Origin of the sequence: Streptosporangium sp. 'caverna' (assembly GCF_003203775.1) — a bacterium.
Taxonomy (GTDB): domain Bacteria; phylum Actinomycetota; class Actinomycetes; order Streptosporangiales; family Streptosporangiaceae; genus Streptosporangium; species Streptosporangium subroseum.
The window spans coordinates 5,031,665-5,053,179 of record NZ_CP029711.1 but is presented as its reverse complement, the minus strand read 5'-3'; the positions used below and the strand labels follow the sequence as shown (position 1 = coordinate 5,053,179).

At 66.4% G+C, this 21,515-nt stretch carries 24 protein-coding genes and 1 pseudogene; 10 read left to right on the top strand and 15 right to left on the bottom strand.

Annotated elements, in window-relative coordinates; translation table 11 throughout:
- The first annotated feature begins 183 nt into the window (after nucleotides 1-183).
- On the top strand, nucleotides 184-327 hold the full coding sequence (locus DKM19_RS22325; RefSeq protein ID WP_369989613.1) for a hypothetical protein: 144 nt from the start codon (nucleotides 184-186) through the stop codon (nucleotides 325-327).
- A 39-nt stretch (nucleotides 328-366) separates the two neighbouring features.
- Here DKM19_RS22325 and DKM19_RS22320 read toward each other — a convergent pair whose 3' ends face one another.
- On the bottom strand, nucleotides 367-1,824 hold the full coding sequence (locus tag DKM19_RS22320) for an MFS transporter (RefSeq protein ID WP_369990607.1): 1,458 nt from the start codon (nucleotides 1,822-1,824) through the stop codon (nucleotides 367-369).
- 756 nt (nucleotides 1,825-2,580) lie between these two features.
- Here DKM19_RS22320 and DKM19_RS49650 point away from each other — a divergent pair.
- Nucleotides 2,581-2,841 (top strand): hypothetical protein, encoded by a 261-nt coding sequence (locus tag DKM19_RS49650; protein ID WP_162641149.1) that lies wholly within the window; start codon nucleotides 2,581-2,583, stop codon nucleotides 2,839-2,841.
- 66 nt (nucleotides 2,842-2,907) lie between these two features.
- Here the strand turns inward: DKM19_RS49650 and DKM19_RS51895 are convergent.
- Both DKM19_RS51895 and DKM19_RS22310 read right to left on the bottom strand, forming a co-directional pair.
- Nucleotides 2,908-3,165, bottom strand: a pseudogene (locus tag DKM19_RS51895) (transposase); the annotation flags it as partial.
- Nucleotides 3,166-3,471: 306 nt separating this feature from the next.
- The gene (locus DKM19_RS22310) at nucleotides 3,472-4,089 is read right to left on the bottom strand and encodes a TetR/AcrR family transcriptional regulator (RefSeq protein WP_204358941.1); all 618 of its coding nucleotides are present in this window, start codon (nucleotides 4,087-4,089) and stop codon (nucleotides 3,472-3,474) included.
- 147 nt (nucleotides 4,090-4,236) lie between these two features.
- Between DKM19_RS22310 and DKM19_RS22305 the strand changes: the two genes are divergently transcribed.
- Nucleotides 4,237-4,848, top strand: coding sequence for an NADPH-dependent FMN reductase (locus DKM19_RS22305; RefSeq protein WP_110698034.1), 612 nt, complete (start codon nucleotides 4,237-4,239; stop codon nucleotides 4,846-4,848).
- A gap of 2 nt (nucleotides 4,849-4,850) precedes the next feature.
- Complete coding sequence (locus DKM19_RS22300) at nucleotides 4,851-5,873, top strand: aldo/keto reductase (protein ID WP_110698032.1); 1,023 nt, start codon at nucleotides 4,851-4,853, stop codon at nucleotides 5,871-5,873.
- 545 nt (nucleotides 5,874-6,418) lie between these two features.
- Here the strand turns inward: DKM19_RS22300 and DKM19_RS22295 are convergent.
- On the bottom strand, nucleotides 6,419-6,832 hold the full coding sequence (locus DKM19_RS22295) for a nitroreductase/quinone reductase family protein (RefSeq protein ID WP_162641678.1): 414 nt from the start codon (nucleotides 6,830-6,832) through the stop codon (nucleotides 6,419-6,421).
- Nucleotides 6,833-7,457: 625 nt separating this feature from the next.
- Complete coding sequence (locus DKM19_RS22290; RefSeq protein ID WP_110698027.1) at nucleotides 7,458-8,234, bottom strand: SDR family oxidoreductase; 777 nt, start codon at nucleotides 8,232-8,234, stop codon at nucleotides 7,458-7,460.
- A gap of 175 nt (nucleotides 8,235-8,409) precedes the next feature.
- Here DKM19_RS22290 and DKM19_RS22285 point away from each other — a divergent pair, with 175 nt between their 5' ends.
- Nucleotides 8,410-9,258: a helix-turn-helix transcriptional regulator gene (locus tag DKM19_RS22285; RefSeq protein ID WP_110698025.1), complete on the top strand. Its 849-nt coding sequence runs from the start codon at nucleotides 8,410-8,412 to the stop codon at nucleotides 9,256-9,258.
- Nucleotides 9,259-9,850: 592 nt separating this feature from the next.
- Here the strand turns inward: DKM19_RS22285 and DKM19_RS22280 are convergent.
- Nucleotides 9,851-10,423, bottom strand: coding sequence for a GNAT family N-acetyltransferase (locus DKM19_RS22280; RefSeq protein ID WP_110698022.1), 573 nt, complete (start codon nucleotides 10,421-10,423; stop codon nucleotides 9,851-9,853).
- A gap of 139 nt (nucleotides 10,424-10,562) precedes the next feature.
- Between DKM19_RS22280 and DKM19_RS22275 the strand changes: the two genes are divergently transcribed.
- Nucleotides 10,563-11,437 (top strand): IS5 family transposase gene (locus tag DKM19_RS22275; protein ID WP_369989610.1). Its coding sequence is split into 2 segments (ribosomal slippage): nucleotides 10,563-10,913 and nucleotides 10,916-11,437, totalling 873 coding nucleotides; the frame shifts between segments, so codons are not numbered across the junction.
- Nucleotides 11,438-11,477: 40 nt separating this feature from the next.
- Here DKM19_RS22275 and DKM19_RS22270 read toward each other — a convergent pair.
- A complete protein-coding gene (locus DKM19_RS22270; protein WP_110698020.1) occupies nucleotides 11,478-11,861 on the bottom strand; it encodes a VOC family protein in 384 nt (127 codons plus the stop codon).
- Nucleotides 11,862-12,052: 191 nt separating this feature from the next.
- Between DKM19_RS22270 and DKM19_RS22265 the strand changes: the two genes are divergently transcribed.
- Complete coding sequence (locus DKM19_RS22265; protein WP_110698018.1) at nucleotides 12,053-12,367, top strand: hypothetical protein; 315 nt, start codon at nucleotides 12,053-12,055, stop codon at nucleotides 12,365-12,367.
- Here the strand turns inward: DKM19_RS22265 and DKM19_RS22260 are convergent.
- The 7 genes from DKM19_RS22260 to DKM19_RS53025 all read right to left on the bottom strand — a co-directional run bounded on the left by DKM19_RS22260 (nucleotide 12,278) and on the right by DKM19_RS53025 (nucleotide 18,689).
- Nucleotides 12,278-12,742 (bottom strand): tetratricopeptide repeat protein, encoded by a 465-nt coding sequence (locus DKM19_RS22260; RefSeq protein ID WP_204358940.1) that lies wholly within the window; start codon nucleotides 12,740-12,742, stop codon nucleotides 12,278-12,280. The genes DKM19_RS22265 and DKM19_RS22260 overlap by 90 nt on opposite strands.
- A gap of 345 nt (nucleotides 12,743-13,087) precedes the next feature.
- A complete protein-coding gene (locus DKM19_RS49645; RefSeq protein ID WP_162641677.1) occupies nucleotides 13,088-14,002 on the bottom strand; it encodes a hypothetical protein in 915 nt (304 codons plus the stop codon).
- A gap of 478 nt (nucleotides 14,003-14,480) precedes the next feature.
- The gene (locus DKM19_RS22250) at nucleotides 14,481-14,906 is read right to left on the bottom strand and encodes an SgcJ/EcaC family oxidoreductase (RefSeq protein ID WP_110698014.1); all 426 of its coding nucleotides are present in this window, start codon (nucleotides 14,904-14,906) and stop codon (nucleotides 14,481-14,483) included.
- 99 nt (nucleotides 14,907-15,005) lie between these two features.
- A complete protein-coding gene (locus DKM19_RS22245) occupies nucleotides 15,006-15,884 on the bottom strand; it encodes a helix-turn-helix transcriptional regulator (RefSeq protein WP_110698012.1) in 879 nt (292 codons plus the stop codon).
- Nucleotides 15,885-16,556: 672 nt separating this feature from the next.
- Nucleotides 16,557-17,042, bottom strand: a complete 486-nt coding sequence (locus DKM19_RS22240; RefSeq protein WP_110698010.1) for a GNAT family N-acetyltransferase — start codon at nucleotides 17,040-17,042, stop codon at nucleotides 16,557-16,559.
- A 404-nt stretch (nucleotides 17,043-17,446) separates the two neighbouring features.
- Nucleotides 17,447-18,388: a hypothetical protein gene (locus DKM19_RS22235; protein WP_204359282.1), complete on the bottom strand. Its 942-nt coding sequence runs from the start codon at nucleotides 18,386-18,388 to the stop codon at nucleotides 17,447-17,449.
- Nucleotides 18,291-18,689, bottom strand: coding sequence for a LysR family transcriptional regulator (locus tag DKM19_RS53025; RefSeq protein ID WP_369990605.1), 399 nt, complete (start codon nucleotides 18,687-18,689; stop codon nucleotides 18,291-18,293). Before DKM19_RS53025 ends, DKM19_RS22235 begins: the two co-directional genes overlap by 98 nt.
- 26 nt (nucleotides 18,690-18,715) lie before the next feature.
- Here DKM19_RS53025 and DKM19_RS50805 point away from each other — a divergent pair, with 26 nt between their 5' ends.
- A complete protein-coding gene (locus tag DKM19_RS50805) occupies nucleotides 18,716-19,261 on the top strand; it encodes an RICIN domain-containing protein (protein WP_369989605.1) in 546 nt (181 codons plus the stop codon).
- Here DKM19_RS50805 and DKM19_RS22225 read toward each other — a convergent pair.
- Nucleotides 19,206-20,153 carry a LysR family transcriptional regulator gene (locus DKM19_RS22225; protein ID WP_110698008.1) on the bottom strand — a complete coding sequence of 316 codons (948 nt, stop codon included), beginning with the start codon at nucleotides 20,151-20,153 and terminating at the stop codon, nucleotides 19,206-19,208. The two genes, DKM19_RS50805 and DKM19_RS22225, sit on opposite strands and share 56 nt — an antisense overlap.
- A gap of 107 nt (nucleotides 20,154-20,260) precedes the next feature.
- Between DKM19_RS22225 and DKM19_RS22220 the strand changes: the two genes are divergently transcribed.
- Both DKM19_RS22220 and DKM19_RS22215 read left to right on the top strand, forming a co-directional pair.
- The gene (locus tag DKM19_RS22220; protein WP_110698006.1) at nucleotides 20,261-20,908 is read left to right on the top strand and encodes a dihydrofolate reductase family protein; all 648 of its coding nucleotides are present in this window, start codon (nucleotides 20,261-20,263) and stop codon (nucleotides 20,906-20,908) included.
- A gap of 33 nt (nucleotides 20,909-20,941) precedes the next feature.
- The gene (locus DKM19_RS22215; RefSeq protein WP_110698004.1) at nucleotides 20,942-21,496 is read left to right on the top strand and encodes a hypothetical protein; all 555 of its coding nucleotides are present in this window, start codon (nucleotides 20,942-20,944) and stop codon (nucleotides 21,494-21,496) included.
- Nucleotides 21,497-21,515 lie beyond the last annotated feature (19 nt).

The following is a 21,515-nucleotide window of genomic DNA, read 5'->3' as shown; positions in this document are numbered from 1 at the left end:
ACCGAGACTCACCCCCCGGGGATCGTGGCGCCGTGCGACGCCACGATCCCCGGGGTTTACACCGATCCCGCTGCCCACAAGAAAGCAGAAAACCCCCGAACTGGGGGCAAGTGGCCAGCTACTTGGCGCCGATGGGCTCGCTTCCTGTCGCGGTCCTGCCTTCTATCTGACGCTCAGCTGGAGGTGACCTTCCAAGATCCGAGACACGCCGAATGGGCGCTGTGGCAGCTCGCCACGGACGCGGAAGCCCTGGCCCCGCAGTGGCTGCGCACCTCCCTGCGCGACCGCGCCGCCGCGATCGCCACCCGCTACGGGGCGTCATCCTGAGAGTTGCCGCCTGCTGCGGGAACGGTCGGTTGAGAGGGGTCAGCCAGCAGACTCCGGCGTTGTCACCGTGGGCTGCGTGGCTGGGCTCGGCGTGGTGGTGGCGGCTTTGGAACGGCGGGTCATCTCCACGTGAGCCCGGCTGTCGCGGGTTCGGATCACGGTGGCGGTCACGAGAAGGCCGAGGGCCGCGATCACAGCGGCGCCGATGAAGGCGGCGGTGTAGCCGTCGGTGAGAGCCTCCAGAGTCGGGGCGCTGTCCTGCTCGAGCTGGGCGAAGGCGATGCTGGACAGGACAGCGAGACCGAGGGCTCCGCCGAGCTGCTGGCTGGTGTTGATCAATCCGCTGGCGAGGCCGGCCTGTTGCCAGCTGACCCCGGTCGCCGCGGCGACGAACAATGGCGTGAACACCAGTCCGAGACCGGCCCCGGCAACCAATCCCGGAGCGAGGAGGTCGCTCACGAAGCTGCCATGGGGCGGGGCCTGGCCGAACCAGGCAAGACCCACGGCGAGCAGGGCCATGCCGGTAGCCGGTACGGGCTTGTACCCCCAATTTGTCACCAAGGTGGAGCCGAGCGAGAGCGAGGTGACGAAGGTCACCAGACACATCGGTACCAGGCACAAGCCTGTGGTGATCGCGTCGTAGTGCAGCACGTTCTGCAGATAGAGCGAGAGGAAGAAGAACATCGGCACCACGATGCCCCCGGCGACGATACCGGCCAGGTTGGCTCCGGTCAGCGTGCGAATTCGGAAGATCGTCAGGTCGACCAGAGGCCCGCGCGAGCGCCGCTCGACGATGACAAACCCGGTGAGCAGCACGATCACGCCGACGAATGAGCCGATCGTCCGGATCGAGCCCCACCCCACGTGGGGGGCCTCAAGCAGTGCGTAGACCAGCAACGTGAGCCCGGCGGTGACGGTGGTCGCCCCGGCGAAGTCGAAGATCCGGTCTGATGCACCCGCCCGCGTTTCGGCAAGCAGCGGAACCACGAATAGCACGCAGACGACAACGATCGGAACGTTGATCCAGAGAACCCACTGCCAGCCGGCGTACTGGGTCAGGACCCCACCGAGGACAACGCCTGCCGCGCCGCCGGCGCCGCCGACAGCCCCCCAGGCCCCGTATGCCTTGTTGCGCTCTACCCCGTCGTGGAAGGTGACGGAGATGATCGACATCGCCGACGGTGAGAGGATCGCCGCCCCGAGGCCCTGCACGACCCGAGTGGCGATCAGTACTTCGACGGAGTCGGCGAAGCCGCCCGCCAGCGAGGCGACGCCGAACAGAGCCAGCCCGGCGATGAACATGCGACGCCGGCCGAGGAGGTCGGCCAGCCGGCCGCCAAGCAGCAGGAAGCCACCGAAGGCCAGCGCGTAGGCGCTGACCACCCAGGTGAGAGCCTGCTGGTCGGCGCCGAACGTCTGTCCGATCGCCGGCATCGCCACGTTGATCACTGAGCCGTCCAGCACGACGATGAACTGCGCCGCGCACAGCAGAATCAACCCGTACCAGCGGCGGCGCTCATGAACACTATCGACAGCAGTCAACGGAAAGCCTTTCCCTCAGCCCTTTCGGGCTCAATCGGTCATTGAGAACGGGTGCGACGATCACTTCGCCTGCCGAGATGAGGATGCGGTCGGCGAGTTTGTCGGCTTCGTCCCGGTCGTGAGTGGTGCGCAGAGTCGCGGTGCTCCGGCCTGGACAGCCGGTGAGGCCAGGTCATGAAAGTCCTGCCGGGTCTTGGGGGACTGTGGCCAAGGGGCGGTTCATCGGGGGAGCGGGTGTGGGGTTGGGGTGTTCTGGAGTGCCGTACGGGGCGTGGCAGTGACCGAAGTGGTCAAGCAACTCGCGGACGCGCCACTTTCCGGGGTCGCGTCAGGACTGCAGGACGACGCCGAGGCGTACCCGCCAGGCCTCGGCCGCCATGGGCGGACTCGGTGTCGAGGACCCCGACCTCGCCGGCGGAACGCTCGCGGAAGCACTTCAGGATCTTGAGGAGGGTGGTCGCGTCCGCGCCGTTGGGGCCGAACGGGGCCAGTACCTCGCCCCAGCAGACGCGCGGGTTCGCTCCGTTCGGCACCTCGGTCGAGCCGTATCGCATGCGCGGGATTCGGGGCTGGATGACAGGCTCTGCCCCTGGCCGCTTGTTGTCGCCGGGATTCATGTTTTCCAGCATTTCGTTGAACCGATGCCGGAAACTTTTCGGTGCCTATGGGCGATGGACCAGGGCGAACGGACGGGCAACCCTCAACCCGCGGGTGAACCTTCCCGCTCTGTTCTCCATCGTCGAGGTCATGCGAGCAGGGCGATCGACCCCTCCCTCAGCGGAGGCCAGCCGGCTGCCATCCGGGCTGAACACCACCGAGGACACCGAGTTGGTGTGGCCGGTCAGGACGGCGCGTGCGGATTGGCTGAGCAGCACGGCCATGGCCGCCCGGGCCTCGCTGGTCTGGGCGATGGCCTGGGCTGCGGCGAGGCGCGCCGATGTCGCCGGGTCATCGGGCAGGGATTGGCTGTAGGCGGCTGCTTCGGGGGAGGAGGCATCGGCGCAGCCAGCCGGAGATCTGCTCCGGCGACCAGCACAATGCGAGTTCCGCCTCGACCATCGCCCGCAGCGCGGGTTGGCGGGCCAGCTTGGCCGGTTTGGGCCGGCGCGCCCGCCGGGAGGCCTCACCATCGGCAGGCGTGGCCCGGTAGTGCTCGCGGCCGCCGCTGCGAGCGATCTCCCGGGAGATCGTCGACGAGGCCCTGCCCAGCCGCCTGGCCAGCACCCGCGTGGACTGTCCCGCGGCGATGCCCCGAAAGATCTCTTCGCGCTCGGCAGCCGTTAGATGGCGCGCGGACCGTCGCTGCGGCACCTGGCGCACGCCGCCGCTCTGGTAGAGAAAACTCCGTACGTGATGCTCGGGGCACTCAGCGCCCGGCCCATCGAGTTGAAGGACTCCCGTCGCGCCAGCGCCGCCAGATTTCCTCTTGCTGAGCGGGCGAAAACCCGTAGTCACGCACACACACCTCAGCGACAACATGATCACCTACGGGTGGTGCATTGATCCTTTGAGGGTGCCATCGTTTCTTGAAGATTCCTTCGACTTCGGCGAACGGGGTGCATCATGATCGAAACCTGCATCCGCGCGGAACCGGCGCAGGCGTCACCCATGTTCGGGTGCACTGGTTCGGCTCAGGTGACCGTGCAGGAACGTGTGGACGCCCGCGGTGACCGTCTCGGTGATCTCTTCGGTGGACAGGGTGGCGTGATGCGTCGGCAGCCCGGCTGAGACCAGTAGCAGCAGGTGCAGCGCCGCGCGGTCGGGGTCGTCGATGCGCAGCACCCCTTGTTTCGCCAACTGCCGCAGGTGTCGGGCGAGTTCGCGGCGGACTCGCCGCGGCCCGGTCTCCTGCCAGGCGTCGATCGCTTCTTGAGGGATGTGGCCCGCTTCGGCGTTGATCTGTCCGACCAGGAGGAAGTGGGCGGCGCTTTCGGGCATTGGCGTCGCCCAGTCCAACCCGAACTCGATGAGATCGGTCTCCACGTCGATGACCTTGCGCAGGTGGCGGTCGATGATGGCGATTTGGACGTCGGCCGCCCGGGTGGCGCTCTCCTGAATCACGGTCAGGAACAACTCGGCCTTGTCGGTGAAGTGGTTGTAGATGGTCCGGGTGGACACACCGGCCTCGGTCGAGATCGCGTCGATGCTGGCGCGGGTGTAGCCGTCGCGGGCGAACACCGTCAGGGCGCCGTCCAGGATCGCCTGCCGCTTGCCGGCCATCCCCCTGCGAGGGCGGGACGTCGTGGTGTTTTCCCTGGTCATCTCGGGTCCTCCAGCGTAATTGCATCAATCGTTTTACTTTTTACCATGCACGTTGTACTTTACCTCATGCCGCAGCACTGCGGCACACCGTGAGGAGAAACACGCATGATCAGGATCGCCATCGTCATCGGCAGTACCCGCCTCCGTCGCCGGAGCGCGGTCGCGGCCCGCTGGGTCGCCGAGGTCGCCGCCCACCACCCCGCTGTCACCGCGGGAGAGGCGACCTTCGAGGTCGTCGACCTGGCCGAATACGACCTGTCGGTACTGGATGAGCCCCTGCCCGCCCTGTTCGGCGACTACCACCACGCGCACACCAACCAGTGGGCCCAGATCATCGCCTCCTTTGACGGTTTCGTCTTCGTCACCCCCGAGTACAACCACTCGGCCCCGGCCGCACTGAAGAACGCCATCGACTTCCTGTTCGCCGAGTGGAACAACAAGGCCGCCGGCTTCGTCAGCCACGGCGTGCACGGCGGCGTGCGTGCCGTGGAGCACCTGCGGCAGGTCATGACCGAACTCCAGGTGGCCAACGTGCGCACCCAGGTCGCGCTGTCGGCCTTCACCGACTTCGAGATCACCGATCCGGCCGAGCCCGGTACCATCGCCCCCGGACCGCACCAGGAGCCGACCCTGAACGAGTTACTCGACGAGGTCATCGCCTGGTCCCGAGCGCTCAAGCCGCTGCGTGAGGCAGCCGGTCAGACGGTGGCCGCGTGAGCATGCGCTACCGGCTGCTGGGCCGTACCGGGCTGCGAGTCTCCGAGGTTTTCCTCGGCGCGATGACCTTCGGCGAGGAGCAGATCGGCGCCTCGCCTCAGGAGGCCCGCCGCATCCTCGATCTGTACGGCGAGGCCGGCGGAAACCTCATCGACACCGCGAACTTCTACTCCGGCGGGCGGAGCGAGACCATCCTGGGCGAGCTGCTGACCGGCTGCCGCGACCGGTTCGTTGTGGCCAGCAAGTACACCGTCTCGCGCAACGGCGGCGACCCCAACGCCGCCGGCAGCCACCGCAAGAACCTCACCCTGTCCCTGGAGTCCAGCCTGCGGCGACTAGGCACCGACTACCTCGACCTGTACTGGGTCAACCTGTGGGACCGGCACACCCCGATCGAGGAGACCATGCGAGCGCTGGACGACGCCGTGCGTGCCGGGAAGATCCTCTACGTCGGCATGTCCGACGCCCCGGCTTGGGTCATCTCTCACGCCAACACACTGGCCGAGTGGCGCGGCTGGACCCCGTTCGCGGCCATCCAGGCCCCCTACAGCCTGCTCAACCGCGACATCGAACGCGAACTGCTACCCATGGCCCAGGCGTTCGGACTGACGGTCGCCGCCTGGGGTCCGCTCGCCCACGGCGTCCTGTCCGGCAAGTTCGACCCTGCGGCGGAGCCACGAGAGAGCACGCGGATCAGCGCACGCTCGCTCGGAGCCCGCGAGCACGCCGTCGCCCAGGCGGTGCGGGAAGTCGCCGACGAGATCGGGGCAACCCCCGCGCAGGTGGCCATCGCCTGGACCCGGGCGCGCTCCCGGGCCGTGCACCCGATCTTGGGCGCCAGGACCGCAGAGCAACTCAAGGACACGCTCGGCGCCCTGGGTCTCACCCTGCCCGACCATGCCGTGCGACGCCTGGAGGCGGCCACCGACTTCACCCTCGGCTTCCCCGGCGATTTCCTGGCCCAGGCCGACCCGGCGGTGTTCGGCGAGTCCGCTGTCAGGCTCGACGGAAGACGACTCCCATGAGCGAAGAACCCGCACCCGCACCCGGCCCCGTCGCGAGGGCCGGCGCCAGGCCCCGGCGATTCGCTGGGCGTCAGAGGGTGAGTCGGCGGGGGTGGGTGATCTCCCGGGTTGTGGTGGCCGCCGCTTCCATCCGGCCAGGGTGTCGGCGTCGGCGAGGGTGTCGAAGGATAGCCGGGTGAGGTCCTCGATGCGCCAGATCGGGACTTGGTAGTTTCGCACCTGGGGCGTGCCGGACATCCTGGTGAAGCTCTCCCGCTTCGCCGACGGCTGTCACGTCGCGGTGCTCGCGGTCCGCAGCGCCGTCCGCGACGGCGACCTCGCCCCCCTGCGCGCGTTCCTTCATGACCATCTGGAATTCCCCTACGGGCCCCGCCGACTTTGCCCGACGAGGTCGAGGCCCGCCACACCCGGTAGGGCCTCCGGGCATCGGCTTCCCCCCCTTGGCAAGTACAGCCTCGCTGCCGCGCGGGACGGCGTTACACCGTCAGACGCCCGCTGAGGCCACCCATCACCGAACAGGCCGACGCGATGACCGAGCCGACAGGTCAGCCGATCGGTGACAGGCGTACGACCTTGAACTCGCGGGTGGTCAGCTTCTCGTATCCTTCCAGGACGCCGGGCCAGGCCTTCTTGACTTCGGCATAGAGTCTCGCCCGCTCCACCGGGTCCGTAATGATGGAAGGCTTCACCTTCAGCGTGCGGTCGCCTACCTCGATCGTCGTCTCTGACATGACGGCGATGTTGGTGACCCACGCAGGATCCTTCTCCCCGCCCCCGTTGGACCCGACCACGACCACGTCGGTCCCGTCGGCGGTGTATCCCATCGGGGTCACCCGCTCCTGGCCGGTGACCTTTCCCGTGTGATGCAGCAGCACCAGGTTCATGCCCTCGAAATAGCCGCCTACCACGCCGTTATTGGCACGGAATTCGGCAATGACTTGTTCGTTGAAATTTGTCATGGTCTTCAGGACCTCCTTGGAAAGGGAACGGCGCGGGGAGGGGCAGCGGCCGTCGGACCTGAGCAACAGCGCCGTCGATGAACGGCTTGGCTCCAGTGGTGAAGAGTTTTTCCCGTCACCGATGTGGAAGAGAACATGCGATTGGCGCTTGTTCCCCTTTCGGATGGTGGTTTCAAGAGCCTTTCCGATTCTCTGCGATGACCGCTTGCGCAAGAGACCGTCGGTAACCTCAAGGCGGCCGCCCCGGAGATCTCAGGGGTGGCATCGCCCGTGGCCGGCCAACGCAACATCCGAAACCGGGGTGAGACGGCTCCGCTGTTCGGCACACTCCAGTGCGACCTCCTCCGTAGCGCGGCAGGCAAGCAGCGGAAGGAGCCGACCTCGGTCCGTGCCGAGCGGCTGAAGTGAGTGACGGAGCTGGACCGTCACCCGTTCTTGGCGAGCATGGACGGCCCGAACGCCGCCAAGACCGCACGGGACCGGTGCTCTTGCTGACGGCCAAGAAACCCAACGGGACCGCAGCCGGTGGCGGAAAGCTCTGCTCGTGGATTGTCAGTTTCTCCTGACGATGACATCGCGTTCATGGGCCAGTGGTGGCGCGGTCGATCCAGCCCCGGCTGATGCCTCAGGTGAGCTGACCGGTGGGCATGATGGTGACCTGCTGAAGGTTCGCCCGCGCTGGAAGGCTCGCTATGAACCCGACCGTCCGTGCCACGTCCTGCGGCGTGAGCCACTCCATCGTCTGCTTGGTGCCTTCCAGCCATGCCCGCACTCCCTCGTCGGTGACGTGGCCCTGCAACTCGGTGCCGACGATGCCGGGCTCGATCGCCGAGACCCGCACGTTCTTCGCGCCCAGTTCGGCCCGCAGGTGGCGGGACAGGTGGGTGACGTATGCCTTCGTCGCGGAGTAGACGGCGAAGTTCGGGATGATGTTCTGGGCCGCGATCGACGAGGTGTTGATCAGGTCGGCCACGCCGCGCTCACCCGCTGCCTTGACCAGTTGAGGTGTGAACGCGGCGATGACGTTCATCAGGCCCGTGATGTTGAGGTCGATCTGGTGCTGCCACTGGTCGGCGGCCAGCTTTTCCACCGGGGCGGGAAGCATGATGCCCGCGTTGTTGAAGAGCAGGCCGGCGCCGCCCAGCTCTGCAGCCACGCGGTCGGCGGCCGAGCGCACCGCCGCCGCGTCGGTCACATCGACGGCCAAGGCCAGGGCCTCGCCGTCGTTGCGCTGGATCCGGGCGACCAAGCCGTCCAGCCGCGCCGCGCGCCGCGCCAGGACAACGACACGGGCGCCCAACTCGGCCAGGTGCTCGGCCGTGGCCTCGCCGATTCCGCTGGAGGCGCCGGTGACGACCGCCACGCGGCCGGTGAGGGGACGGGCAGAGGTTTGCGCGATCATACTGCACACCTTTCGGGTGACTTATCGGAGTACGGGCAGATCGCCGTGTTCCGTTACCAAGCACACCAGCCGGCGACCCCCTCCTGGGGTGCCCGAGCATGCCCTGACCAGGCAGGTACTGCCAGGGCCACCCTGCCGCCAGGTGTGGCGCGCCGGACTGGAGCACACTGGAGGCATGGACCGTAGTCGCGAGCTCGCCGATTTCCTGCGCTCACGTCGCGCTCGGATCGCTCCCGACCAGGCGGGTCTACCCGCCGGCGGCAGGGCCCGCCGCGTGCCGGGACTGCGCCGCGATGAGGCCGCCCGGCTGGCCGGAGTCAGTACCGAGTACTACACCCGCCTCGAACAGGGCCGCGCCGGCAATCCCTCCCCGGAGGTCACCGAGGCCCTCGCGCGCGCGCTCCAGCTCGACCTCGCCGAACGTGAACACCTCGTCGACCTGCTGACCCGCCCCGCCCGCCGTGCCCCGGCCAGCCCGCAGCGGGTCCGGCCCGGGCTCCATCTGATGCTGCGGACGCTCGACCACGTGCCCGCGTTCATCCTCGGCCGCCGTACGGACGTCTTGGCCGTCAATCGCCTGGCCCGCGAGGTCCTGACCGACTTCGACGCCCTTCCCGTCCCGCATCGCAATCTCGCTCGCTACTACCTGCTGGATCCCGAAGCCCGCAACCGTACCGGCGACTGGGAGCGGGTCGCCGCTGAAACCGTCGCCATGCTCCGCCTCGAGGCCGGCCGTTATCCGGCGGATCGGCGGCTCGCCGATCTGGTCGGCGAGCTCACCCTGCGTTCGCCTGAGTTCAGCCCGTGGTGGAACGATCATCGCGTGCTACGCCGTACGCACGGCTCCAAGACCTACCATCACCCTCTCGTCGGCGATCTTCACTTCTCCTACGAGTCCCTGCAACCTCCCGGCGACACCGACCAGACCTTGTGCGTCTACAACGTGGAGCCCGGCTCGGCGACCGCCGAGGCCCTGCAGCTTCTCAGCAACTGGACGGCGCCCCAGGCCGGCGGCATGGTGTGAAAAGGAAGCGATGGGAGACGGTTCGAGCATCCGAACAAAAGTCCCGTCAGCGGACCAGGACAGAGTGACTTACCGTGTCTTCTCGTTCTGGTGCTTATCGCCGATCTTCGCGCAGCCTTACTGCTTGAGCCAATGCCGTATCACGCCCGGTATCGACCATCTCATCACTCCGATTCCACGCAAAAGTCCTTGCCGCGAGGCCCGGACATCTCCTCGATGCCGTGTCGCAGGGCTCCAGCCTGCCCGACTCAGATTCGGGCCGGAGCCGTCGGTCCGCGCCGCGATCTTCTCCACCAAGGTCCGCAACAGGGCGCTGCGACCTGCTCCCGGCGGCCGATCAACCACAAGCCCCACTCCGAGCTCAGAGCCGCGCTCAAGACCCTCATCGACCACGTCAACGACTACGCGGCTCGCGCCAGACCGCCGCAAGCCGCGTGAAAACTTGACACAAACGTCCAGAATTCAGCGACCAAGGATCCCCAGTGCCGTGACCGCGTAGGTTCGCAGGGTTGATTGGTATTCATGTTCACGCCGACCAACGCGTCCTGGGCGAATCCGATAGTGCGACACGCCAGGGCTCTGGACGGATCTGTCAGCGTAGGTCGAGCCGCATGAGGATCCGGGGATGACCGGCCAGCACCGAAGTGGTGTCGGCCGCGTGGCTGAATCCAGCGCGCTCGAAGTTTCTCCGGATCCCGGCATACGCCATCGTGGTGTCCACCTGGGCGTCACCGTTGTCCAGGGGATACGCCTCAATCACCGGTGCACCGTGGGAGTGAGCGAACTCGACGGCCCCGGCGATCAAGGCGTGCGAGATCCCCCGCTTGCGATGACCGGGGCGGACGCGGATGCACCACAGCGACCAGACCGGCAGGTCGTCAATGCGCGGGATTGTGCGGCTACGGGCAAAGGACGTGTCCGAGCGCGGTGCCACGGCAGCCCAGCCGACCGCCTCGCCGCCGTCATAGGCGAGCACCCCCGGCGGGGGCTGCCGACGGCACAGCTCGCCGACGTACTCACCACGGGCCGCCCCATGGAGTTCGTTGTTGAGCTTGGACGGGATCCGGTAGCTCAGGCACCAGCAGACGTTGGCACCAGGAGACTTCGGGCCGACCAGGGCCCGGACGTCCTCGAACACCGACGCAGGGCGAACTTCGAAGGTCATGCGACCACGATGTCACGACGTGCATGACGACGCCGCTCAGCCCTCGGTCGCACGGGACAACCCACCCCGGTGAAGGTTTCCGGTCACGGCACTAGGGCGTGTATCGGAAGTAGATCTTGGACTGCAGTGATCTTGGTTTGTGGCACGTGGAGACCTGACGGACGCACAGTGGGCCCGGCTCGAGCCGCTGTTGCCTAGGGGCAAGAAGCCGGGCCGGCCTCCGATATGGATCCGGCGGCAACTGATCGATGGCATACGGTGGCGAACCCGGACCGGGGCGCCGTGGCGGGATGTCCCAGGGCGCTACGGGCCCTGGGACCGGGTGTACGACCTGTTCCGCCGCTGGCAGCGGGACGGGACCTGGGCCCGCATCCTCACGCAACTCCAGGCCCAGGCTGATGCAAAGGGCCTGATCACCTGGGACATCAACGTCGACTCCACCGTCTGTCGAGCCCACCAACACGCCGCCGGGGCGCGTAAAAGGGAGACCTGCAGAAGGAACCGCCCGGCGGCGGCGCGACCGAACCGGACGACCATGGCCTCGGACGCTCACGAGGCGGCCTGACCACCAAGCTGCACCTGGCGGTCGAGCAGGGACAGAAGCCCATGTCGATCGTGATCACGGCCGGGCAGCGTGGCGACTCTCCGCAGTTCGAACCCGTCCTGAAGGCGATCTGTGTGCCCCGCATCGGACCGGGAAGGCCCCGCGTCCGGCCCGACCGCGTGCGCGCCGACAAGGCGTACGCCTCGCGGAAGAACCGGGCCTACCTGCGCAAACGCGGGATCCGCTGCACCATCCCTGACAAGGCCGATCACGTCCGAAACCGCAAGAGGCTCGGCTCCCGAGGCGGCCGTCCGCCGAAATTCGACAAGACCGACTACCGCCAGCGTCACGCAGTCAAGTGCGGCATCAACCGCCTCAAGAAGCACCGAGCCGTGGCCACGAGGTACGACAAACTCGCGGTCCGCTACGAGGCGACCGTTCGCATCGCGGCCATCGACGAGTGGCTGTGACCAGCAGCCATGCGAAACCGGCCAGGATGGCGCGTGAGCTTCAGGAACTCATCGCGGCTCGATCGGACTCGCTGCGAAGAACACAGAATTCGTTGCCTTCAGGATCAGCAAGGACTACCCAGCCAGAGCCATCAGGATTCCGGTGATCGGTGACAAAGGTGGCACCGAGGCCCAGCAGCCGTTCCACCTCCTGCTCACGCGAAGTCTCAGGGCACAAACACAGATGGATCCGGTTCTTGATCTTCTTAGACTCGGGCACCTGGTTGAAGTACAGCACTGGACCCTCCGCCAGCAGCACCTGAGTCTCCCGGTCACCCGGTTTGTCCTCCGGATGCAGTGGACGGCCAGTCACCCTGCTCCAGAACCGGGCCAGCTCGTAGGCATCCGCACAGTCAATCGCCACGTTCTGCAATACCGAAACCATGCGCGTAAGCCTTCCTGACTTCCACTCCAGACGCCACCGAGTTGCGCTTAGCCTTCGCGCACACAGCTCAGGCGCATGGCAGCACTTTCGATACACGCCCTAGTAGGAGCGGCATCGCGAAGAGTTTCACTGACCGGGCTCCTCTCCAGGGCAGGACCGGGAAAGGGAGCCGATGAGCCTCGGTCCTCTTCATGCAGGCGTGGACCGCCAACGACGCCGTCGCCTTCGGCGCCTGCCTCACCGCTGATGCCGACCACGTCTCCTATGACGGCACCCACGCGCACGGCCGGCCGGCCCTCCAGGACAACCACGACCGGCTCTTCCGCGGCGTGTTGGCCGGCTCGGTGCTCGTCGGCGACCTGGAGTCGATCCGCCACATCACCGCGGACGTTCTCCACAATCCTTGGGCTCGTTATCTAGACGATCTCGTCGAGATTGTCGGCGTAGTAAGAGATCGCCCGGCCGTACTCCGGCACAACCTGCCCCTCAACTACCAGCTTCAGTAGTTTGGACACGGCCTCGCGAGCGTCGCCCACGTTGTAGAGCGCCATCGACTGGAACGTCCGCAGGCCCCGGTCACCCGGATACTCTTCCAGCCCCTGCTCGAACGTCTTCAGCGCTTCCTGGTATCTGCCCAGGACGCGATAGGTGCTGCCCAGACCGAGAAACACGCCGAGCCTCTCCTCGGCGGAGAGCCCGTCAGTGGCCAGAGCCCGCTCATAAAACCGCGCCGCCTCGGCCTCCAGGCCTAGCGTGTCGTGGACCCATGCGGTCTGGTAAGCGATCTCCGCATCGTCTGGGTAGCGCTCTGCCAGGGCCAGGAGTTTCTCGCGTGCTTCGTCGCGCTTGCTCTCCTCGCGCAGCCTTACTGCTTGAGCCAATGCCGTATCACGCCCGGTATCGACCATCTCATCACTCCGATTCCACGCAAAAGTCCTTGCCGCGAGGCCCGGGCATCTCCTCGATGCCGTGTCGCAGGGCTCCAGCCTGCCCGACTCAGATTCGGGCCGGAGCCGTCGGTCCGCGCCGCGATCTTCTCCACCAAGGTCCGCAATAGGGCGCTGCGACCTGCTCCCGGCGGCCGATCAACCACAAGCCCCACCCGAGCTCAGAGCCGCGCTCAAGACCCTCATCGACCACGTCAACGACTACGCGGCTCGCGCCAGACCGCCGCAAGCCGCGTGAAAACTTGACACAAACGTCCAGAATTCAGCGACCAAGGATCCCTAGGCGTACCAGTCGCCGGCGATCTCCTGGATCTCCTTGATCCCCCTGCGCTCCGGGCTCACGGACAAGCCCACGGTGTAGACCTGCGTGATCGTCTTCGGGTTGTTGAGCAGGCTGAAGAGGTAGAAAGAGCCGCCGCCTCTGACGCGGAAGCCGTAGGGGTAGGTGTGGGATTCGTACCCCATGTAAAGGCCCTTGGAGACCTTGGCGTAGGCGAGGCGGCTGAAGTTGTCCTTGGCCAGCCGGTAGCCGTTCTTTCCCGCCTTGTTGTTGGGGTAGTCCCAGAAGGCCAGATACTCCTTGCCCGCGCCCTTGCCGTCCAATGCGGCGGTGACGTACCCCTCGGCATCCAGGCGCGGCGCCGGCACCCGCTGGCCGTAGTGCAGCGGGGTCTTCGCGGCCAGCTTGAAGGACTCGCCCGTTCGCCGCCAGAAGGCCAGGACGTGCGAGCGGTCCTGCCCTCTGTAGGTCGCCTGGAGGATGAACCACTCTCCGTCGGACGGCTGCTCGCGGGGCACGTAGTACGTCTGCCTGCCGGTCAGCAGGATCGGCTTGCGGATCTTGCTCTTGTCCCCGTCCTCCACATGGCCCTGGTCGATGACCACCTCGTGCCTGGTGCCCTCGGTGAACAATTCGTCCCGCGTGGAGGGATCGTCCCACCAGTCGCGATCCTTGATCGTTCTGTTGTTCCTGGCGAACCAGGACGCTGCTTCCTTCTTGGCGTCGGCGATGGTGAGCCGGATGCTCTCGGCCGAAGGCGTGGGGGTGGGGGTGGGCGCCGCAGCGGATGAGGGGACCGTCCCGGATGGGGAGGGCGTGTCCGATGGGGCGGCCAGGTAGGCGAAGGGGTCGGGTACGAAACCGCAGGCGGCGAGGCTCGTTACCAGGATGACGATGAGCAGCGCTTTTCGCACGATGCCGAATTCCTTCGATTTATTGCGGCAAATAATGACCAAGAAACCGTATCGAACGTTCAGATTGGTCAGGGGCACCGTACGACGCGGCCTCGGCTTGATGACGAGGTGGTCGTCGGGCGGATGAGAGGTACCCGGTCGGCCGAGGTCCGCGTCGTGCGCCAGGATCGCCGCCCGCACCCTGTCGGCCAGGCCCGGTATAGGCGAGCAGTCGGCTGACGTGCGCCTTCACCGTTGCCTCTGCCAGTTTGAGCTTTCGCCTGATCTCCGCGTTCGGCAGGTCACGGGCCGCCAGCTGCCATCCGGATCGCGTTTTTAGTCGTCCTGCATGGTGGTACATCTCCTGGATGCCCATGAACTTGAAGGATCGGTCGCTTCCGCTCGACCACGACGACTCACCTGCGACCCTCGCCTACCTACGGCTTCATGCGACGTTGGCTCACGGCGTCCATCGGTCGATGGCCCCAGCACGTGACGGTCAGGAGTCGACCACCGCCGTGTTCTGGCAGGCGACCAGGCGCCACCGCTCATCCTCTTTGGCCATGACGTACAGCGGGCTGCCCTCGCTCTCGCCCTCGATCGGCCGGCCATCCGGCGTCAGATACCGCTGACGCACCTTCACCGCGGCGACGTCGGGCCGGATGAACACCACGTGGACCACCTCGTAGGTGGCCGTCAGATCCTTCATCGCCCCGGGCAACACCTGGTGGGTGAAGGCCGAGATCTCGTCGCGACCGATAAGACGCCTGCCGTGGCCCGTCGTCCAGATCGCATCCGACCGGAACAATCCGACGAACTCGTCGGGAAGCTCGTTGTTCTGGGAATGCTCGACCACGGCGACCACCTGCTTGATCGCCTCGATCTCAGCCTCGCGTGTCCGCTCATCAATGTCAGTCGTTTCCATGACCACCAAAATGGCACCTCAACCAAACTTGAGGTCAAGGGGTCGAGATCCCCACTGTCGCCCCGGGCGGTTTTTTTTCACAGGCACTGAGCGTGTTCTTTAACCCCCGTCCCGGGTTCGCTCCATGAGCGTCTCGGGCCGTTCGACGGTTTTGTGGGTCATGGCGACGCGGTTGCCCAGCAGGGCCAGGGCGCGCTCGGAGGGGCTGGCGGGCTTGGCCTGAATGGTGATCAGTTGCTGGCCGGGGGTGCTGTTGACGTTGAACAGCTCGCAGGTAAGGGTCAGGGCGCCGACCTCGCGGTGGTAAAAGTGCTTGGTCTCACTCGTCATACCGGACACGTCGTGGCGGGCCCACATCCGGCAGAAGTCCACGCTCTTGAACGAGAGTTCGTCGACCAGCTCGGTCAGGTACGGATTGCCGAGGTCCGCTCCCACGACGGCGCGCAGGTGAGCCGCCCGGGCCCTGGCTGCCTGTTCCCAGTTCGGGTAGAACTCACGCGCGGCGGGATCCAGGAAGATCAGCCTGATCAGGTTGTCCGCGTGCTCCAGTCCGCCGTAGAGTGCCGCGGCCAGTGGGTTGGCGGCCAGCACGTTCATCCAGCGGTCGCACACGAGCGCCGGGGTGTCCGTCCAGCTGCGCATCAGCCGTAGCAGGTCCGGGCTGACCCGCTCCCTCAGGCCGGTCGTCCCACCCCGCCGGGGTCGCGGGCGGGCGAGCTCGTACAGGTGCGCCGCGGCTTCGGACCCGAGATCCAGCACTCGCGTCAGAGCCACGAGCACCTGATCGGAGGGATGTCGCTCACGCCCCTGTTCCAGGCGGATGTAGTAGTCGGTGCTGACACCGGCCAGCGTCGCCACCTCCTCCCGGCGTAGTCCCGGTGTCCGGCGGAAACCGACGTGCGGCAGCCCCACCTGCGCTGGGGTCGTGACCTCGCGCCGAGCACGCAGGAACTCACCCAGAAGCTTGTCGCTGTCCATTTCGTCACGTTATGTCGAAATCTAGATGATACGGTGGCTGTATTACTCCCAGGCTCGGCTTCGCCTGGTCGGTCGGCAGGTGTCACGGACACGGCGACCCGAACCGACGGCGCAGCAAACGCGCCCATCCCAAGACCAGCTTCGCCGCCAGTTCACCTATCCGAAGCTGAATCCGTTATCCGGCCAAGGCTGTGTGACAAGTAATTAGCGCTCGTTGAAACCGTGCAGCAGGGGGGTCGACGAGGCGGGTGGCCAGGGCATCGGCAGCAAGGGATCGAACACCGCTCACGCCCGTCTCGTTGAGCGGCTTCCCGCCTTCATGGGGTGCCATCAACGGGCGTTCGGCCAGCCGCCCAGGCCGGGGTTGAGGAACAGCGGAACAGCCATTGACACTGAGAAAGATCTGGCTGCTCGTTGTGGTGGTGAACTGGCCGAATGCGAATGGAGCAGGTGGCCAGAGCGCGCTGACGCGAGAGCGCGGCTCTGGCGAACACCGACCCGGCACCCTACATAGACTTCCGCAACCTGCGACGCAGCGGTATACAGCCAATGACTGTTCCGCTGTTCCCCAACCCCGGCCTGGGCGGCATCTAGTGCTTTGACCAGGAAAGTTAACCGGGACGGCGTTGGTCGGCCCCGGAGGGTTTCCCTGGTGTGGATCAAGCTTGCCGATCAGGCCCGGCGAAGTGCTTTCACCATGACCTGTTCCTTGGTCATCCCATCGGGCAGTACGTTGCCAGGCTCCGTGGCCATGAACCCGTTGCGCCGGTAGAGGGCGATGGCGGGTTCATTGTCCAGGAGCACCGCGAGCTTCAAGGCTGCTCCGCCCGATCCCAGAGCCCAGGTCTCAATTGCCGTAATCAGCCGGTTGCCGATTCCCTGGCCTCGCGCCTCAGAGCTGACCCAGACGGACCTCAACTCCCTGATATCACCGGCACCGGGAAGCCCGCTGGCCATGCCAACGGGGTGTCCATCCAGCAGCGCGGCAACGTGGTAGGCGCCGGGAAGCTTCAGGCGGGCACGCCAGCGTTCTTCTTCGCCTCTGTTCCAGTCGGCGAGCCGGACTTTGAACGCGTTCGGCGCATCGGTCAGCGCGGCAAGGCGGAGTGCTCGCCACAACGGCCAGTCGTTTGTCGTGAGAACCCGCAGAGTCACCATACCCGCGAGTCTTTCGCTGTGCCATCGGGTAGGTCCACCCTGATCACGCCGGATCCGGGGAGCCTTTCTCTCATCACTCCATCATGCGTCACTGCACTGCCCGACGATATACGCCGAGTTGTTCGATCATGAGGCGAGTGCAAATTTGCATTGAGATGTCAGCGCCCCTCACCTGCACATTCTGCATGAGGTGTCAGTAGATCTGCATATGCTGTCAGTGAGAGTAACTCACGCTTGTGATCTTGATATCCACCTATCGGGAGAGGCGACCCGGGTTTAGACGCGGCGCTGCTGCAAGCAACGCATGGAATGCCCTCTTTGAATGACCGCACGTTATGAAAGTCAACCAAGCCGACTTCACCGAACTCGGGGTACATCGACCCGGCGTGATTCAGCCACCTCTTCTACTCGGCGGCGGTGACGTCGCTGTCGGCGACCACCGCTTGGGCTCCGACGGCCGGATCGGCGGTGTTGACCAGAGCGATGACGACCTGGCCAGTGAAGACCAGGTGCATGAACGACGACCGGCATGACGGGCACGCCGCGACAGGTGATCCCACCGACAACCACTCACTCAATGCGCTCACTTGCGCGTTTCGCTCGCGCTCGGTCTCCCGGGCAGCCAAGTGCGCCTGCCAGACCGCCACTGCCTCGACCGACAACAGGGCCGCGGCGTTGCCCGGTAGGGTTCGCGCCGCCGCAGCGTCACCGACTGCCCTGAGCCGGCTACGTGTACCGAGCCGGAGAAACCGGGCATCGCATCGTGCCCCTATAGCAGGCGGGGGCCGAGAGCCTGGAAGGCTTTCACGAGGGCACGAACAGCGCCACGCCGGTCCGTGCGCCGGTATGCAGCATGGAAGACCATAGGGGGCGACGCCGGTCAGCGTCACCATCCGCAAGCGAGAGTCCAGGAACGGAGCGATCTCCGCGAGGGTGGCTATCACGGCTGCGCTCTCGGCGGTGTGGCGCAGGACGCAGGTGAGGTTCCCGGCGTCGGTCTCGACCGGGCGCGCCTCGCGGCGTGGCCGTACGTCTCCGAGCCAGAACCGGGTCATCCACTCGTCGGCGGCGGCCGGGTTGTACAGGATGGGGTGCTCGCTGAAGTCTTCGACGTTCATCGTGTCGGCGTCGGCGAGAGTATGCCGGGTGGCGACCACACCAATGCGCGCGCTGGTCATGGCCAAGGGGAAGGAATCCACGGCGGAATATCGCACGGGCGCGGGGGTCCACAGGACGTCCACTTGATGCTCAGGCAGGCAGCGGGTGAGCGCGGGAAAAGGAACGTCCTGGCGCACCAGCCGGGTCTCGGGGAAGCTGAGACGGACCTCTCGGGCGATGCCGGTCATGTCGGTGTGTCTCAGGACCGCGCCGAGGCCGGCGGAGACACCGATCCTCAGCGTGGAGCGGGCGGAGGTGGCCCGGGCACTGTCGCGAGCGGCGCCGGCCTGAGCGATCAAGGGTTCGGCGGCGATCGCGAACCGTAAGCCTGCGGAGGTCACGGCGAGCGACGAGGGCGACCCCGAGTTGTCCTTCCAGACGCTGGATGCGCTTGGTCAACGCCGGTGAGGTCAAGTGCAGCCGCCGGCCGCCCGTAGTGCCGCTCCTACACCAGCACCAGCACCAAGAAGTCGGCGACCAAACCGAGATCCAGATCCATACGCAACCCCTGCGGTGTGAATGGGGGCCGTTCCTGTCCTACTCGGAGGCCTTGTCGACGGCCTCGCGGCGCCCAGGTGCAGCTCTACGAGCGTAACGGCACCGGCGCGCAGCGCTGGACCTTCGACTCCGGTACCGGCCGGATCGTCAACCCACAGTTCGGCAGATGCCTCGACGCGACCGGCGTCAGCTTCGCCAACGGCACCCGGCCGCAGCAGCCCGGTGCGACGATTGGTGCGCTCGTGAGAGGCGGCGTAGCCGCGCAGCTTGGCAGCGCTGGAGCGCAGGCGATCGCCGATCGGCCCCGGTGCATGCGCGGCCTGGGTCTCCAAAAAGACGGCGCGGGCGCGCAAGGCCCCCGCGTGCTCATCGGTGCGGACGATGTTGGCGCACCCGGGCACGCAGTGATCCAGCTGCGGACTGTCATGGTTGCCTGCGCGCCGACACAGCGCCCGCTTCGGCCTGTACACGACAGCCGCCCAGCTGAATCGTCATGTTCGGGTGAGATCAGCGCGTTCGACGCGATTTGGTTGACGGCGAGCCGGTCGATGACTTGCTGGTGAGGGAGGAAGAGATCGCGGACGATGTCGCGGAGGTGGCTGCCGTTAGGGCCGCCAGCACGGCGGCGATGGCGGGCGGGTCGGGTGGATCGCCGTAGGTGACGGCGTGGATCTGGCGGGGGAAGCCGGTTAGTTCGGTGGTGTGGATGTCGGGACGCCGGTGGGCTTGGAGTGCCAGGCCGGGCAGGGTGGTGACGCCTTTGCCGGCGGCGACGAGGGCTTGCACGACGACCATGTCGTCGCTGAGTGATGCGATGCGTGGGGTGAAGCCGTGTTGCCGGCACACGGTGATCAGCTCGTTTTGGCACCGTTCGCAACCGCCGATCCAGGCGGAGTGGCGATGGTTGGCGATGCTGTCGTCGGGTCGCTGGCTGATGAGGTAGATCGGGTCGTCGGTGATGTGGACGAGGCGGAATCCCTCTTCTTCTTCGAGGGGGGCGTCGGCGTGCTGGAAGATGAGTGCGACGTCGATTTCGCCGTGTCGCAGCATCTGTAATGCTTCGACCGGGTGACGGTCGATCAGGATCAGCTCGAGTCCCGGGTGCGCCTGGGCCAGCGTAGCGGCCGCCTTGGGCACGATCGTGCTCAGCGCCGACGCATTGGCGGCCAGGCGAACCCGTCCCGCCTGCAAACCGGCCTGTGCTGCCAGCTCGCTGAATGCCGCGTCGACCCGTCCCACGATCTCGCCGGCCCGGATGGCCAGCAGTCGCCCTTCCGAGGTCAAGCGGATCCCGCGCCCGACGTGCTGAATGAGTTTGACGCCAGTGGCCGCTTCCAAGCGGGTCAAGTGGTGGCTCACCGACGATTGCGAGTAGTGCAGCTCCTTGGCCGCTTCGGTCACGGACTCATGTCGCGCCACCGCGGCCAGAACCTTGAGTTGAATCAGGTTGAGCATTCATCGAGGATATCGATGATAGTGCCGCAATATTGACATTAGACGTCATGAATTGATTGATCCATGCTGATGTCCAACGGGAAGCTGACCCTCGAAGGAGCACTCTGATGTCTGACGTACGCGTTCACAACTTCACGATCTCGCTGGACGGCTTTGCCACCGGTGCCGGTCAGGCCGCCGACGCCCCGTTCGGCCATGCCGGCGAACGCCTGCACGAGTGGATGTTCGCCACCCGGTACTGGCATGAGATGGGTGGTGGCCGGGGCGGCAGCAGCGGCGCCGACCACGCCTTCGCCGCGCTGCACGGTGTCGGCATCGGCGCCGAGATCATGGGCGCCGGCAAGTTCGGCCCTCCTGACTGGCAGGACGACCCCGCCTACAAGGGCGCGTGGGGCGCCAACCCGCCGTTCCACACGCCGGTCTTCGTGCTCACCCACCGGCCGCGGCCATCGATCGAGATGGAGGGCGGCACCACGTTCCACTTCCTGGACGCCTCGCCCGCCGAGGCGCTCAAGAAGGCCCGCGAGGCGGCCGGTGGCCAGGACGTGCGTCTCGGCGGCGGGCCCTCCGTGGTACGCGACTTCCTCGCCGAGGGGCTGGTCGATCGAATGCACGTCGTCCAGGTTCCGATCCTGCTCGGCCGCGGTGTCCGGCTCTGGGACGGCCTGGAGTCGCTGGAAGAGGCATACGACATCGAGGCGGTCTCGACGCCCTCTGGCGTCACCCATCTGACGTTCACCGCCAAGAGCCGGTGAGCGCGAACGCGACCGAGTCATAGGAGGCAGACCTTGGACACCTTCATCAAGGACGTGGCGGCGTTGGTCAGCAGCATCGACGACGAGTACGAGATCACGAAGCAGGTCGCGGCCCGGTTGTCCGGTCTGCTAGCCAGCGACTACCGGCTTCCCCCGGAAGTCACCCGGCCGTCGGACGAGCACCATGTCACGTACCCGCTCTACATCGCCCCCGACGACAGCTGGTCACTGGCGTCGGTGGTCTGGAACATAGGTCAACGCACACCTGTGCACGGACACGAGACATGGGGTGTCGTTGGAATCTACGCGGGGGCCGAACGTGAGCTCCGCTACCTCAAGCCCGCGGCGTCCGAGCCGGGCAGAGCCCTGACGCCAGCCGGTGAGCAGGTGTGGGAACGCGGGCAGGTCACCGTGTGCTGCACGACCGACGATGACGTCCACGCCGTCGCAGCCATCGGCGACGAGCCCACCGTCGGGATCCACGTCTACGGCGGCAACATCGGCACCATTAACCGGCGATTGTACGATCCAGCCACCGGAGCAGTCCGATGGTTCGTCTCCGGCTGGGACAGCCCGGCAAGCGAATGAGGAAACCCGGCCCCTCCGA